We start from the raw sequence: 15,405 nt of genomic DNA, 5'->3' as shown, positions 1-15,405 counted from the left end.
ATTAAAAAAGTAAGAGGAAATAAAATTTTTTTCTATGTATTGCAGATAAACTTTCATTAAACTATAATCTAGATAAGTAGCTTATAGAATAAAAAGATAAGCAATGAGTTAGAAAGGGTCCTGAACAATGAAAATTGGCATTCCAAAAGAAATAAAAAATGGCGAAAATCGTGTAGCATTACCAGCTTCAGGGGTTTTAGATTTGATTAGAAACGGACATGAAGTATTTGTTGAAACCAATGCTGGTTTAGGTGCATCTATCCGTGATGAAGAATATCAAGCAGTTGGTGCTAGAATTGTAAGCTCGGCCAAAGAGGCTTGGGCACAAGAATTAGTTTTAAAAGTAAAAGAACCATTAAAAGAAGAGTATGAATACTTAAGAGAAGATTTGACTTTATTCACTTACCTTCATTTAGCTGCGAATAAGCCACTAGCGGAAGAGCTGATGAAGCGTAAAACGAAAACGCTTGCTTATGAAAGTGTTCAATTATCTAACGGTGAATTACCATTATTGGCGCCAATGAGTGAAATAGCTGGCCGTTTAGCAGCGCAGATTGGTGCCCAATTTTTAGAAAAAGTTCCTACAGGAAAAGGGATCTTGCTCGGTGGTGTGCCAGGTGTAAAAAAAGGCAAAGTAACAATCATCGGTGGTGGGATTTCTGGTTGTAATGCAGCGAAAATCGCTTTAGGTCTTGGTGCTGACGTTACGATTTTAGATGTAAATATCAAGAAATTACAAGAAATCGATAATCAATTCAATGGCGCAATCAAGACACTAGTTTCGAATCATTTCAATATCCAAGAAGCAGTGAAAGAAGCGGACCTTGTAATCGGAGCAGTCCTGATTCCTGGTCGTAAGGCACCGGTTTTGGTCACAGAAGAAATGGTTGTCTCAATGCCGGAACATTCAGTGATTATTGATATTGCAATCGATCAAGGTGGTATTTTTGAAACGATCGACGAAGTAACAACGCATCAATATCCGACCTATGTTAAACATGATGTAATCCATTATGCTGTGGCGAACATGCCGGGCGCGGTTCCTCAAACAGCAACGTTTGCTTTAGCGAATGCGACCTTACAATATATAGTAGAGCTAGCCAATCACGGATTTGAACAAGCTGCGGAACAAAACCCCGCTTTACGTTCAGGTATAAATACACTAAACGGAGCACTGACAAATCAGGCAGTTGCGATAGATTTAGACTTACCATATTCATCTATTCAAACTGTTTTATAATGAACTATTCAAGGAGGATGTCCTACAAATGATAAAGAAAGAGTCACTACATTTAATTGAACGCTTATCAAATGCTTCTGGTGTTTCGGGATTTGAAGATGATGTTGTCGCTATAGCCAAAGAATTTTCAGACTCGTTTGCACAAGTGACAGAGGACCATATTCGCAATGTTTATATGAAAGTTGGTGAGCAAAAAGCAGATAAGCCAACGATTGTTTTCGATGCTCATAGTGATGAAGTTGGCTTCATCGTTCAAGCAATCAAACCAAATGGAACCTTGCGCTTTTTACCTTTAGGTGGTTGGGTACCTAATACTGTGCCTGCTCATCGCGTACGAATCAAGACCGCACAGGGCAAAGAAATCCCTGGAATTATTGCCAGCAAACCACCGCATTTTATGACAGATGCTGAACGAAAAGAAGTTCAAACAATTGATGACATGGTGATCGATGTGGGTTGTACAAGTGCTCAAGAAGTTGTCGATAAGTTGAATATTGCAATCGGAGATCCAGTTATTCCGGATGTAACGTTTGAATATTTGGAAGCGACAGATGTGATGTTAGGAAAAGCGTTTGACTGCCGAATTGGTTGTGCTTGTTTACTAGAAACCCTAAGCGAGCTCTCTAAAAAAGAATCCGCATTCAATTTGATTGGAACCATGACCGCTCAAGAAGAGGTCGGTGAGCGAGGCGCAACTGTTGCAATGAATAATGTGAAACCAGATCTGGCCATCGTTTTTGAAGGCTGTCCAGCAGATGACACATTTTCAGAAGAATACATGATTCAATCTGGGTTAAAACGTGGTCCAATGCTCAGAAATTTTGATGTCTCGATGATTACAAATCCACGCTTTCAGCGTTTTGCCAAAGAGGTAGCTGACAAGTACGATTTGCCAATGCAAAGCTCCGTTAGAAAAGGCGGCGGAACAAATGGTGCAATAATTAATTTAACCAATAAAGGAGTACCAGCTATCGTAATTGGTGTTCCTGTCCGTTATGCACATACCCATTATGGCTATGTGGCTTATGAAGATTATCAAACAGCACAGCAATTAGCAGTCGCTATCGTGAATGAATTAACAGCAGACATGATCGACAGCTTTTAATAATAGAAAAGAAATTAGGGGGAATCGTAAAATGAACATGAAAAAATGGGCATTCACAACGGTTGCTGTAGGTGCATTAGTTTTCGCACTTGCTGCATGTAATTCAGGGAGTAAGAAAGAAGAGTCGACTGGAGAGACAAAACAAGTATTAAAAGTAATTGAAAGTGCTGAATTGCCTACGATGGATATTTCACAAGCGACAGACGTTGTTAGTTTTTCTGCAATCAGTCAAGTGATGGAAGGGTTGTATGAATTTGCAGATGACAGTACTTCGGCACCCGCAATCGCTACAGAAGTTGTGTCTCCAACCAATGATGGAAAAACTTATACATTCAAATTACGTGAGGACGCAAAATGGAGTAATGGCGATCCAGTAACAGCGAATGACTTTGTTTATTCATGGAAACGGACGGTCGATCCAAAAACTGGTTCAGAATATGCCTATTTATTTGATGGCTTTGAAAACTATCAAGCAATCTCTAAAGGCGAAAAACCAGCTGCTGATCTAGGCGTTAAAGCAGTTGATGATTATACATTAGAAATCAATTTAGAATACCCGATTCCATATTTATCTTCTCTTTTAGCAAAACCAACATTTTATCCATTGAATGAAAAATTTGTCGAAGAAAAAGGCAAAGATTATGGGACAAATAGCGACAACATGATCTATAATGGTGCATTTACACTTGCTGATTGGGATGGCACAAGCATTACTTGGAATTATGTAAAAAATGACAAGTATAGAGATGCCGACAACGTTAAATTAGACGAAGTCAATGTTCAAGTAAGTAAAGAAATTGGTACAAATGTTAACTTGTTTAAAGCAGGTGAAACAGATGTTGCGCCAATTAAAGGGGAATATGTCGACCAAGAAAAAGAAAACCCAGAATTGGTTACGCGTATTTATCCATCAACATCCTACTTACAATACAATACTGAAAACAAAGTATTCGCGAATAAAAATGCGCGAAATGCCATCACTAAATTAATCAACTCAGATCAAATCGCTAAAAATATTCTAAAAGATGGTTCAATGGCTATTGAAGCATTTGTGCCTAAAGGAATTAACAACCAAGAAACCGGGAAAGATTTTGCTGAAGAAGCAGGCGCTTTAATGAAGACAGATATCGAAGGCGGCAAAAAACTTTGGGAAGAGGCTAAGAAAGAATTAGGCGTTGACTCAGCTGCGATTACACTATTGACATCAGATACAGATTCAGCGAAAAAATTATCTGAATACGTTCAAGGCTTATTGACAGAAAACCTAAGTGGTCTAAAAGTAACGATTTCAAGTGTACCATTTAAAAACCGTTTAGATCAAATGAGCAAAGGGGATTTCGATGTTGTTTTAGCCGGTTGGGCAGCAACATATGCTGATCCATATGACTTCTTACAATTGTTTAGAACAGGCGGAGAACAAAACTATGGTAAATTCAGCAACGAAGAGTTTGATAAATTATTAAAAGAATCAGCAACAACCTATGCCACTGAAAATGAAAAACGTTGGGATACATTATTAGATGCACAAAAAGTATTGATGGATAATTCACCAGTTACACCATTATACCAAGCATCAGAGGCATTCTTAGTGAATGATCGTGTAGAAGGATTAGTGTATCGTGCCATTGGCGCACCTTACTATAAAAATGTGTCCGTTAAGTAATTAGAGACAAAAGGAACAGCTTGAAAAGTCAATTTTCAAGCTGTTTTTTGTCTCTAATTAAATGAGGTGATCGATTATGGATCAATCTAAACTATCTATAACAAGTGAAAATGACCACTCAAATAAAAAATAAATAGATGCATTCTTTCAAAGAAAGCTTTATACTAAAGAAATGATGATATAGGTTCTGGAGGAGAAAAATGAATAATAACGATATACTCATTCGCTTGCGCTATGCATTGGATATTAAAGACACGGATATGATCAAGATTTTCAAACTAGGTGATCTTGACATCACTAGGGATGAACTGAGAACATTATTAACGAAACAAAATGAAGAAGAGGAACTTCCCCGAGATGCTGTGTGTAGTAATCGAACATTAGAGTCATTTCTAAATGGCTTGATTACCTTCAAAAGAGGCAAACCGCCTGTTAAAAATGGGGTAGCACCTAAACCAACTTTCCTAATCAATAGTCAAAGCAATGTTAACAATGTATTGTTGAAAAAAGTCAAAATTGCCTTAACTTTAACAAGTGACGACATGCTGGATGTATTAAGACTTGCGGGCGTCTATGCTTCTGATAGTGAATTAAGTGCCATTCTTAGAAAAGAAGGTCATCGGAATTATAAAGAATGTGGTGACCGTTACGCAAGAAACTTTCTAAAAGGGTTAGCGATCAGATATCGAGAATAAGCGATCCAACTAAAGCAAAATAATAATTATTGGGATAAATCTAGGGGAATTAACGCTAGCTTTGTCCCTTTTTTAATAGCTAAGCAGTAGATAAAAATTTACAGGAGAAAATCATATGAAAAAAATTGAACGAATACTCGCAATAATCGTCTTACTTTTAGATCACGACCTCATTTCGACTGCTCAATTAGCAGACCGCTTTAAGGTAACTAAAAGAACGATTTTTAGAGATATTGAAACCATTGAATTAGCAGGATTTCCGATTATTTCCCATCCAGGTCGTAATGGTGGTTTTGCTTTAATGAACTCATTTAAACTACGAACATATACTTATAGTACAACAGAAAAGCAGGATATTCTTAATGCGTTAGAAGTCAAAGAAGGCTTGTTTGGCACTTTTGATCAACAGAATATGATCAAAGAAAAAATTACGCTGTTACAAGCTGATTCGAATCAGGGCAATCACTGGAGGTCGCATTTTTCATTTGATTCACCAACGATGCATCGTCCGGAAATTGAGGTCCAAACGAAAGAAAAAATCAATACCATCAATCGTGCCTTGCAGCAAAATAAAAAGCTAGTGATTGATTATATAGATAATAAAGGTGAGTGGACAGAAAGGGTGATTCATCCTTATGAACTGATGTTGCTGAATGGAAGCTGGTATATCTACTCGTATTGTGAGGAGCGCGAAGCGTTTAGATATTTTAAAGTGACTAGAATCCGGTGCTTAAGGATACAAGAAGCCACGTTTACAAGCATCACGCCTCCGAATAAAAGACGCCTTGAAGTGAACGAAGAGCTGATTCATTTACGTTTTAGAAAAAAAGATTTAGGAAAGCTTTATGATTACTATACTGAAAATGAAATAGAAGTGACAGATAGTCACGTTGATGTGAGGATCTATGCTAACCAGCAAAAAACAATTCTGCCATTTTTACTGATGTTTGGTAATGGTGTTAAAGTGATTGCACCTGCTGAATTACAGGAAATACACCAGCAAGAAATAGTTAAATTGAGCAAAACGTATTAAAGATTGCTTAGATGAGTGAATTAAATAATAATCAAACCTTAGTATTGTTCGTTTTTATCTCAAATAATGCAAGGTTTTTTTTAGTTGTTAAAATTAAGGAAAAAATTGCGTTTAACATAGTCAGTCAGTTAAAATATTTTTTTGAAACGGAAAAAGATAATTATTATTTTTTTTTGAATCATTTCGTATAAAAAAGTTGATAAAAAAAGGAAAATGAAAAAGGTATAAATGTAGTATTATCACAAAAAAACACTTCTTGTTTTTCGATAAAACAAGAAGTGTTTTTTATAAATTCCAATTTTTTTCTCTATCTAAATCTATTCTATTGGTTTGTAAATGATAAATCAATAGTCAAATGGATAAAAAAACGATATAAACTTTCAATTTTTTGTAGAAAAAATGAAAAAAATGAGAATTCTAAAGAAATAGTTTACTTTTATGGGGCAGAATAAAGAATTGAGCGAATAATCGGTTATTTTTTACCGCCGTCAGATTCGCCGTCAATAATATAGGAAGGATTTGATTTTTTTGGCCAAAGGAGAGAATATTTATAAACGAAAAGATGGACGATGGGAGGGGAGATACCCTAAAGCAAGAAAAATAGATGGAACGATTCACTATGGCTATATTTATGCTCGTTCTTATCGTTCAGTAAAAGAACAGTTATTTGATAAAAAAGTACAGAAAACAAGCAGTTACACTGGGGCAAATAAAGAATTTTATGGAACATTTGGGGAGTGGGCCAATCTTTGGTTAACGGAGATCATGGCACCAACAATAAAAGAAAGTACGTATGCTAGTTACACTAATAAGCTTCAACTATATGTTTTACCTAGCTTAGAACACTACACCTTAAAAAAAATCACAGCAGCTGATATGGATAAGCTAGTTAAAAAGTTAACCGAATCATTAGCTGCAAGTTCGATTCATATTGTATTTCGTATTGTAAAAAGCTGTCTAGAAGCGGCGAAAGAGCGAGGATACATTTACTTAAATCCCTGTGAACGGATCATCTTGCCTAAAATTGATAAACCCAAAGTTCGTGCATTAAATCGTGTGCAACAAAAGGCGGTAGAAGTTGAGTCTATGAAGTCGATCAAAGGATTACCCATCCTATTAGCCTTAGAAACAGGAATGCGTATTGGCGAAATTTGTGCTTTGAAGTGGGAAGATATTGATTTTGAATCCTCAGTACTAAAAGTTCAGCGAACAAAACAACGAATTGCTCTCCCAACTATTTCGGGTCAAAAGACGAAAATTATTGAAACAAAACCTAAAACGACCAATGCAAATCGAATTATACCACTTTCTGAAAAGGTGAAAAAAGCCTTGAAACAATTGAAAAATCAAACAGTTTCGGATTATGTTGTGACGAATCAAGGTCAGCCGATTGAACCTAGGACGGTAAGTTATCGTTTTGAAAAGATCAAGAAAATAATTGGGTTAGATAATGTGTCTTTTCATGCGCTCCGCCATACTTTTGCTACTCGTTGTGTAGAATTAGGCGTCAATATCGCTGCAATTAGTTCATTATTAGGACATTCATCAATAAAGCTAACGCTAGATACCTATACAAACTCATTCTTAGAAGAACAAAGAGCAGCAATCGCGAAGTTAGGGTCTCTATGACCTTTTTCATTTTTTTAAAATCTACCTAGATATAAGATGCCCTTTTTTTATTTCATAACAGATGTTACATAATATTGTTTTTTTAAATGTTTTTCTCATATGCTGAATTTCATTTTTTTGAGATCGTTTCTTTTTTTTATTTTTATCCGCCGTCAAATTAGCCGTCAGAATAAAGATTTAAATAGTGATATTAAAGCATGAAAATCACTATTTCTTGTTTTATCGAAAAACAAGAAATATTTACGAGCATAAAATCTCCATTTTAAATAGTATAAAAACTATTTTATAATACTGCAAATATAATATTGGTTGTGATCAGGAAAAATGAATAAACATAGAATATGAAGGAGAGAAAGGACATGTACAATATTGGCGTTGTTTCGTCTAATCCCGAAATAGAGAACACTACATACATAAAGGCGTTGAAAGAGTCAGAATACAATGTTCACTACTTGAAAAAAAAACACAAATGGGAAAGGCAAACTTGCGAGTTAGATGCACTTATCATTGAAGAAGAGGAATCAGACAATCAAATGAGTCTAATTTGTGAATCTATAATAAAGATTCGTGAACAAACTTCTGCTTTAGTATGGGTTTTATCTCAAAATACAGATAAATCTACAAGAATCGTCTACCTGAAATTGGGAGCAGATGCAATTATCGATACTTCGATTGATTCAGAAGAGCTGGTTTTATTAATTCAAGGTCATTTGAAGCGTTACTCTGAAAAAAAACAAAGAGAACTTAAAGTTTATGAAGAGACTCCGCTTCAAGAATCCGATGTACCTAAGAAGATCGAACTTGTTCACTCTAATTTTAGCGTGTTATTAAACGGCAGCCAAGAAGTAAATTTGACGAAACTTGAATTTCGAACGATTGAACTATTAAGTAATCATGTTGGGCAGGCTCTGACCTATGAGGAGATTTATAAAAATGTTTGGGATGGTGGAGATGAAGACAAACAATACCGAGTGGCGAACATCATTTATCATCTACGTAGGAAAATCGAAAATGAAGATCATGCGAATGGATACATTAAAACAATTCGCTCAAAAGGGTATATGTTGATGAATTGATCGCAGCATAAACCGTAAAAATATTATGAACTTGTTTTCTCTTCTTTCAAAGCTGGTTCATTTATCAATTAGACAAATGAGATAAGCGTGGAAAGAATTGAAATAAACGTGTCGGAATTTAGGACACACTCATTTTTGAGGAAAGGAGGAGAAAATGTTGAAAGTGAATAAAAAAATTCTGTTAATCAGCCTCATGAGTATCTTGGTTGGGCTTGTTCTATTTGGTTCTATTCGGAGTACTTCTGTAATAAAAGCAAATGACACAGACTCTAGTAGTCAAACAAATGAAACGAGCGCTGCAAGTAATCAATTAGCAAATGCAGAAGAGCCTGTTGATTTAAACGCGCAAAATGCAAGTGTCAAAAATCATGTTGTTCCCTTTTCGGCATTACCAACACCTACAAAAGAGGCAGATGTGCCAACATGGGCAGCCTTAATTACAGCTTTAAGTGATACAACGATCGATCGCATAAATATTACTGCAGATTTCACCTCTGGAGCAGCATTGCCTGCAGTCAACAGAGAACTAGTCATTAATGGCAATAATCATGTGATTGGTTTTGGTGCCCGCTATTTTAATATCGGAGCGACTGGAAAAATAACAATTTCAGATCTTGAATATACTGGGACAAACTATTTAGCTTCTGGAAGCGGGACGCTTGTTCTAACAAATAAAATCAGCTCATCAGCAGGAAATGCCTCTGTGCTTGCTAATATGAATGGAGCAACCGTGATTTTTGACAATGTTGATCTATACTTTGATTCAACTTCTAGCACTGGTGCTGTAGCGGCCAAGAATTTTTCCATTACAAATCAATCGAAAGTTGACAGTAATTCTGAACGTTTCTATCAAATCACCGCGGCGTCTAATGCAGGAGCGACTTTTACCGTAGATAAACAATCCAAAGTATTGCTTTCTAGTATGAAAGGGACTGGTACTGGAAACCATGGTCAACCGATCCAATCAACTAGACAATTAGATATGACGGTTGAAGGTGCAGGGACTGAATTGAAAATCAGAGGAAATGGAAAACAAAATGTTGATTACACTGGTTTGATCAATATTGATGCAAATGCTTCAAACGTTAATGTAATCAATGAGGCACTTCTAGATATTTATACAGAAAATACCTCTGGCATAAATATGCAAAGCTTAGGTGGAACCTTTAATGTTAAGAACAAATCATTACTAAATATACATCAAACTGGAGACAACAATTATGCTCGAGCTGCAATGGTTCGTTTTAGAGCTGTAGGTAACACACAATTTAACATTGAAGGACAGTCAGAAATCAAAATGACGAAAGACAGCGGTTCTGCTCCAGGGATTCGTATGTATGGAGGCGGAAATTCTATCAATGTATCAGGAGGATCTGATTTTACTCTAGTAAATAAGGGCTCTGGTACGCCAATTGATCCTGGTGGAAACGGTGGAAATCAAGGTATTTTGTATACGAATAGTGGTGCAAACCCAGATTCATTTGTAGTAAAAGATGAAGATTCATCTGTTGATATTCAAGCAGCAAATGGTGCTGCAATCGATGCTAAAGGGCTCGATATGACAATGACAGCAAGTTCAGGAACGTATTTTGTTGCTCGTGGACAAACGAGAACGGCTACTTCTGGTATTTTTAATGCCGGTGTTTTAACTTCGAATTTTGAGTCATTGAAATATTTTGACTTTGTGAATACAAGACCAGGTGGAGGTTTAGTTTTTGACACAAGCGCAGGCTCGACTTTTAAAAGCTTGAATTCTGATCTTTCTGTTTGGGTAGCTGGTGTAAATGATGCGACTGGAAATCCAATGCGTTCATTTGTACTTGCTAATGTTGCATTAGCTGGAGCTAACTTTGGAACAATTGATACTGGAACAGATTCAGAAGTGATTGCAGGATTTAATCAAGACGGCGGGATGCCGAAATATACTCGTTTGAATGGGAATAATCAAAATGCAATTGTGGATGAATTGCGTGTGCCGACAGATGCAGATAAATATATTTGGGGACATGTGGGTATTCCAGAAGGAAAACATGATAATAACCGTAATGCATTTACTGGAGAGGTCTCCGTAATTGTCGGTGTGTATGATGTGAATGATACATTGCTGTACAAAACTACAGGAACAATCGTGGAAGATGCTGCTGGATCAAGTAAAGCTTCTGTTTATGGCGATGATGCTCGCGGCGGTTTATTTAAATTAGACACACAGCCTAAAGGCAATTTACTAGAAAAAGGACAAAAGTTAAAAGTTCTTGAAGCATGGCGAGGAGATAAAACATCGGGAAAGGCACATATCAGTGAAGCAAATGATTTGATTGCACCTGAACGAACTGTTCTAGATGTAACGCCACCGCTACCGACAAAATTAACAGATACCAAACTGGATAATGCAACAAAAGTTCTTTCAGGAACAGGAGCAGAAGCTGGTGCTTCCGTTCGAGTTTACTATGATTCTGGTGATAAGGAAACAGGCACATTACTTGGAAGTACAACCGTCGGTGCTGATGGGGCTTGGTCATTCAATTTGCCAAAATATGTAGAAAAAACAAAAGAATTAAGTGTTTATTTGGAAGATCATGCAGGACAACATACAGCTGCACAATTGATTCCAAGTGATCCAACAGATCCAAATAGCGAAAAAGTTTATGATCAAATAGGACTGATCAAGCCGCCAGTGACAAATGTTGCTGCTGGAAATATCAATCCATATAATGATTTAGCATATCACGATGCAATCTTTAAGGGTGTTGCAAAATATGTTGTTGCAGATGTGATCCCCACAGCAACATTGAAAAAAGAAGCCGCTACATACCGAAATGGTGTGATAGTGGATAATACTCAAGTTGGTGATACTGTCTTATATACACTGACAGCAATGAACTCAAAAGAAGCAACGTATACAACGAATTGGAAAAATATTATCATTTCAGATGTTTTACCTGCTGAATTAGTTTTTGATGCAACGAAAGCGGAAGTGACGATTGCTGGTGTTTTAGCTCAACCTTCTCAATATTCTTATGAAAATGGCGTGCTATCCTTCAATGCTGGTGATTTGAAAACACAAGAATCAGTAAAGGTTACCTTTAAAGTAACGGTAGGCGACTCAGCTGTCGATAAAGAAATATTCAATGAAGGAACGGTAACAGGTGATTCACCAAGAGAAGCACCTTTTGTTGCAGGGCCGAATGAGCCAAATGCAACGTTCGAACAAATAACAGCTAAATCCGAAAAAGTTGGATTAGCAGGCGGCAAAGTATTTGGTGTCTTATCACTATCTTCTGCGCCAACCACTATTGATTTTGGATTGAAAAAAACTGGTAGTTATGGTCAATTTTCAGCTGAGAAACCAGTCTATGATCAGGCCCTTGTCGTTAGTGATAGTCGAGCAAGCATAACGGACTGGGAACTGACTGCCAAAGTGACCAAAGTGATGGAATCGGCAGATGATCCTTCTTATAAACTACCCGAAGCAATTGTCTATAAAAAAGGTTCGACAGAATCTGTTTTACGATTAGATGAGCCAAATGTTATAGCAGATTCAGCAGATTTATCAGCTGGACGAGGTAGTTATGACGTAAGCGAAGAAGAATGGCAGAAAAAAGGGAATGGCTTTAAGATGGAACTTGCCCCAACCCAATACAGAAAACTTGGTGAATACACGGCAACAATTGAATTTACTTTAAGTGCTGTACGATAACAATGGAGGGATAGAATGAAAACAAAAAGAGTAACTTATTTGCTTGTATCTTCCATTGTTTGGTTTGGACTATTGCTAACCCCATTTCAAGCAGTTATAGCCCAAGAAGGAGCAGCAGGCGGTGGAGCCGTTCAGACGAATGGTGAAATTGGATTTTATGAAGGTGAGTCCACTACGGAGCCGCCAACATCAAGTTCAACGACAAACGTTAGTGAGTCAACTATTGCAACAACTAAGCCGAAAGGTCGTTTTCCTTCAACGGGAGAACTTGTAAAAAAAAGTCTGTCTATCAGCGGTGTCGCACTTGTAGTGATTGTTTGTTTACTACTGTTGTTTAAACGCAAAAAGAAGGAGGGGGAAGAATGAAACGTACGATCATAGCCTCTATGCTACTAGTTCTACTAGGTACAATAGCCATTCTTCCGAGTCCTCAACAAACATACGCTCAAAGCAACAGCAAAAGCAATGGTCATATTACTTTTACAGGTGATTACGATGAGGTAGGGATTCGTGATCCTGAAAAACCAGATCAACTTGTTGATCCTGGAGCTAGCCCCAGCACTTCTGGCAACCTTAGGATTGACTTTGTCCCGCAATTAAACTTTACAAGTGCCAACAAAATATCAGACAAAGACACTGTTTATCCAGTGAATGCACAACTGTTTCATGGTGATACAGCTGCTCGTGGAAACTTTGTACAAATTTCTGATTATCGTGGAGCTGCTTTAGGCTGGACCTTACAGTTGAGACAGGAAAACCAATTTCAAAATACTCAGACAGCGAATAGCCAATTAGATGGTGCCTATTTATCGCTAGACAAATCTTGGGTCAATTCTACAATGGAACAAACAATGGCACCAAACGTATCTAAAGAAGTTATACGTTTGGATAACATTGGTGCAACATATAATCTAGCAGAAGCCAAATCTGGGACGGGGGCTGGAACTTGGTCAATTTCTTTCGGAGCATCAAGTGACAATCCAGCAGGAATGTCAACTACATTATCCAAAAAGAAGGATCAAACTGATAAACCCATGCTAGATGCAGCGTATGAGAACAAACAAATGCATGAAAATAGTGCACTCACATTATCTGTACCGGGAGCAACAAAAAAAGATCCGGTCACTTACTCAACGGTGTTAACTTGGATATTAGCCGAGTTGCCATAAATATTACACAAAACTTAGGAGGAAATACAAATGAAATTAACACACAAATTATGCGGCGCTGCTTTAGTAGCGGCAGCAGGAGTAGCTTTAGCTTTACCGAATACAACAAAAGCGGTAGACAACACAAAAACAGGTACAGGTCATATCGAATTTACATTTGATACTGGTACATCAGGTGTTATCCCAACAGATCCAGGGGTTACGGATGGAACAACAATCACTAACTTACCAAGCGTAACAAACCCAGGTGTATTTGGGATCATCGCTGTAACACCACTTGAGTTTGAATCTCACGATGTTTTAACTGCAACAAACAAACGTGACTATAATGCCTCAATGTTCCACGCTAACACTGTAGATCCAGCGGAAGGAACAGAAAAATTCGACGTACAAAACTTTGTTAAATATCAAGATTTACGTACACAAGAAGCACATCCTTATAAATTATCAGCAACATTATCACAAAACTTCAAAACAGCTGGTGAAAAGGGTGTAGAACTTAAAGGTGCTAACATTACGTATAAAAACGTAGCAATTACTCAAACAGGTGCACCTGAATTAAATCCAAATGGCGTGAACACTGCTGGTGGAAATATTGATTCTGCTTCATCTAACACAGTTGACTTCATTAAAAACACTGGTGTTGATGGTGTTGGTTATGGCCAATTTGAATTGAACTTTGGTGACAAAACGACTGGAGCGGAATCAGTAACATTAAACATTCCAAAAACTTCTGCAGTCGGTGCTGGTGACTACAATGCTGTTGTTACTTGGACTTTATCAGAAACAATCTAAAACATAAATAAGAATCAATCAGGAGGGTTCGCCGGTTCACCGAGCCGGGAACCTTCTTTTATAATTAGAAAGAAGGGACAACAATAGGATGAAAAAAAGAATCGCACTCATTTTCACTATTATTTTATACATAGCAGGCATTAGTTATTTTACAGCAACACCAACATATGCAGAGGAAACCTCTGAAAAGCAAGGAGCAGGAGGAAGTCCGTTAGGCTTTACCTATAAAGTTGTTCAACCGGAAAATCAGATCAATAAAGAAGTCGGTTATTTTGATTTGAAGATGAACCCAGGACAAAAGCAAACAGTCCAAATCCAGCTTTCAAATGAATCAGAAGAACCTGTAGAGGTAGTTATTACATTAAATGGAGCAAAAACCAACGGAAATGGCGTCATCGAATATGGTCCAAGTAAAATCGATAATGATAAATCGCTAAAATATGACTTTGTTGACATTGTTAAAGCGCCTGAAACTGTAACCATACCAGGGAAAAGTACTATACCTGTAGAATTTGCGATAACGATGCCAGAAGCAAGTTTTGACGGTGTTATTTCTGGCGGTATCCAGTTGAAAAAAAAGGTGGACGAGAAAGCTAGAAAAGAACAAAAAGGTGTAATCAATGAATATGCATTTATGGTCGGAATGGTATTGGCTGAAACAGATAAAGTAGTAGAGCCTAATTTAGAACTAAATGATGTGTATGCTGGAATGAATAATTATCGTAACAGTATTTTCATTAATTTTTCAAATGTAGAAGCAGCTTACCTCGAAGAGTTGACTCTAGAAGCACAAATCATGAAAAAAGATGCAGATACTGTATTGTATGATACGAAAAAAGCGAATATGCGTGTCGCGCCTAATAGCCTAGTTGATTTTCCAATTTCAATGAATGGGGAAAAAATGGTTGCGGGTGACTATCGAGCGAAAATAGTAGCTACGGCAGGTGAGCGTAAATGGAACTGGGAACAAGCGTTTACGATCACAGATGAAGAGGCAGATAAATACAATAAGCAGGATGTAGAACTAGTCCAAGAAGAAGGAATCAATTGGAAGCTGGTAGCAATCGCTGTGGGAAGTGCATTTGTTCTTATTTTAGTGATCTTTTTCATGGTGCGTATGGTACGTAAAAAGCAAGAAGCAAAGAAAAGAGCGGAACGTAAAAAGAAAAAAAATAAGGCTCAAAGAAATTAACAGAGCAGAAAGGAAAAAAGAAGTATGAGTATATTAGACTGGTCATTTGTTGTTCTGCTTTCCAGCGCGCTTCTTTTGTTCCTGTTCGCATTTATTTTTGTGCTCAATTTC

12 protein-coding genes are annotated in these 15,405 nt (G+C 37.2%); all 12 read left to right on the top strand.

What is annotated here, in order from left to right:
* The first annotated feature begins 127 nt into the window (after positions 1-127).
* The 12 genes from ald (at position 128) to IGJ50_RS14875 (ending at position 15,294) form a co-directional block, all read left to right on the top strand.
* Positions 128-1,240: an alanine dehydrogenase gene (ald, locus tag IGJ50_RS14930; protein WP_069639221.1), complete on the top strand. Its 1,113-nt coding sequence runs from the start codon at positions 128-130 to the stop codon at positions 1,238-1,240.
* A gap of 28 nt (positions 1,241-1,268) precedes the next feature.
* Positions 1,269-2,345 (top strand): M42 family metallopeptidase, encoded by a 1,077-nt coding sequence (locus IGJ50_RS14925; protein WP_207120353.1) that lies wholly within the window; start codon positions 1,269-1,271, stop codon positions 2,343-2,345.
* Positions 2,346-2,376: 31 nt separating this feature from the next.
* Positions 2,377-4,008, top strand: coding sequence for a peptide ABC transporter substrate-binding protein (locus tag IGJ50_RS14920; RefSeq protein ID WP_429951159.1), 1,632 nt, complete (start codon positions 2,377-2,379; stop codon positions 4,006-4,008).
* Between the two features lie 200 nt (positions 4,009-4,208).
* Positions 4,209-4,703 (top strand): DUF1456 family protein, encoded by a 495-nt coding sequence (locus IGJ50_RS14915; protein WP_069639223.1) that lies wholly within the window; start codon positions 4,209-4,211, stop codon positions 4,701-4,703.
* Positions 4,704-4,818: 115 nt separating this feature from the next.
* Positions 4,819-5,736 carry a helix-turn-helix transcriptional regulator gene (locus IGJ50_RS14910; protein WP_069639224.1) on the top strand — a complete coding sequence of 306 codons (918 nt, stop codon included), beginning with the start codon at positions 4,819-4,821 and terminating at the stop codon, positions 5,734-5,736.
* Positions 5,737-6,264: 528 nt separating this feature from the next.
* A complete protein-coding gene (locus tag IGJ50_RS14905) occupies positions 6,265-7,365 on the top strand; it encodes a tyrosine-type recombinase/integrase (RefSeq protein WP_429951156.1) in 1,101 nt (366 codons plus the stop codon).
* Positions 7,366-7,724: 359 nt separating this feature from the next.
* The gene (locus tag IGJ50_RS14900; protein ID WP_069641077.1) at positions 7,725-8,441 is read left to right on the top strand and encodes a winged helix-turn-helix transcriptional regulator; all 717 of its coding nucleotides are present in this window, start codon (positions 7,725-7,727) and stop codon (positions 8,439-8,441) included.
* A gap of 154 nt (positions 8,442-8,595) precedes the next feature.
* Positions 8,596-12,138, top strand: coding sequence for a pectate lyase-like adhesive domain-containing protein (locus IGJ50_RS14895; protein WP_429951154.1), 3,543 nt, complete (start codon positions 8,596-8,598; stop codon positions 12,136-12,138).
* A 15-nt stretch (positions 12,139-12,153) separates the two neighbouring features.
* On the top strand, positions 12,154-12,504 hold the full coding sequence (locus tag IGJ50_RS14890) for an LPXTG cell wall anchor domain-containing protein (protein WP_069641079.1): 351 nt from the start codon (positions 12,154-12,156) through the stop codon (positions 12,502-12,504).
* Positions 12,501-13,307, top strand: coding sequence for a WxL domain-containing protein (locus tag IGJ50_RS14885; RefSeq protein WP_429951152.1), 807 nt, complete (start codon positions 12,501-12,503; stop codon positions 13,305-13,307). Before IGJ50_RS14890 ends, IGJ50_RS14885 begins: the two co-directional genes overlap by 4 nt.
* Before the next feature lie 30 nt (positions 13,308-13,337).
* The gene (locus IGJ50_RS14880; protein WP_429951150.1) at positions 13,338-14,102 is read left to right on the top strand and encodes a WxL domain-containing protein; all 765 of its coding nucleotides are present in this window, start codon (positions 13,338-13,340) and stop codon (positions 14,100-14,102) included.
* A gap of 88 nt (positions 14,103-14,190) precedes the next feature.
* On the top strand, positions 14,191-15,294 hold the full coding sequence (locus IGJ50_RS14875) for a DUF916 and DUF3324 domain-containing protein (protein WP_429951147.1): 1,104 nt from the start codon (positions 14,191-14,193) through the stop codon (positions 15,292-15,294).
* Positions 15,295-15,405 lie beyond the last annotated feature (111 nt).

It is taken from the genome of Enterococcus sp. AZ101 (genome assembly GCF_050499005.1).
GTDB classification, from domain to species: domain Bacteria; phylum Bacillota; class Bacilli; order Lactobacillales; family Enterococcaceae; genus Enterococcus_L; species Enterococcus_L ureilyticus.
The sequence above is the reverse complement of the archived record's forward strand: the minus strand, read 5'-3'. Positions and strand labels throughout refer to the sequence as shown.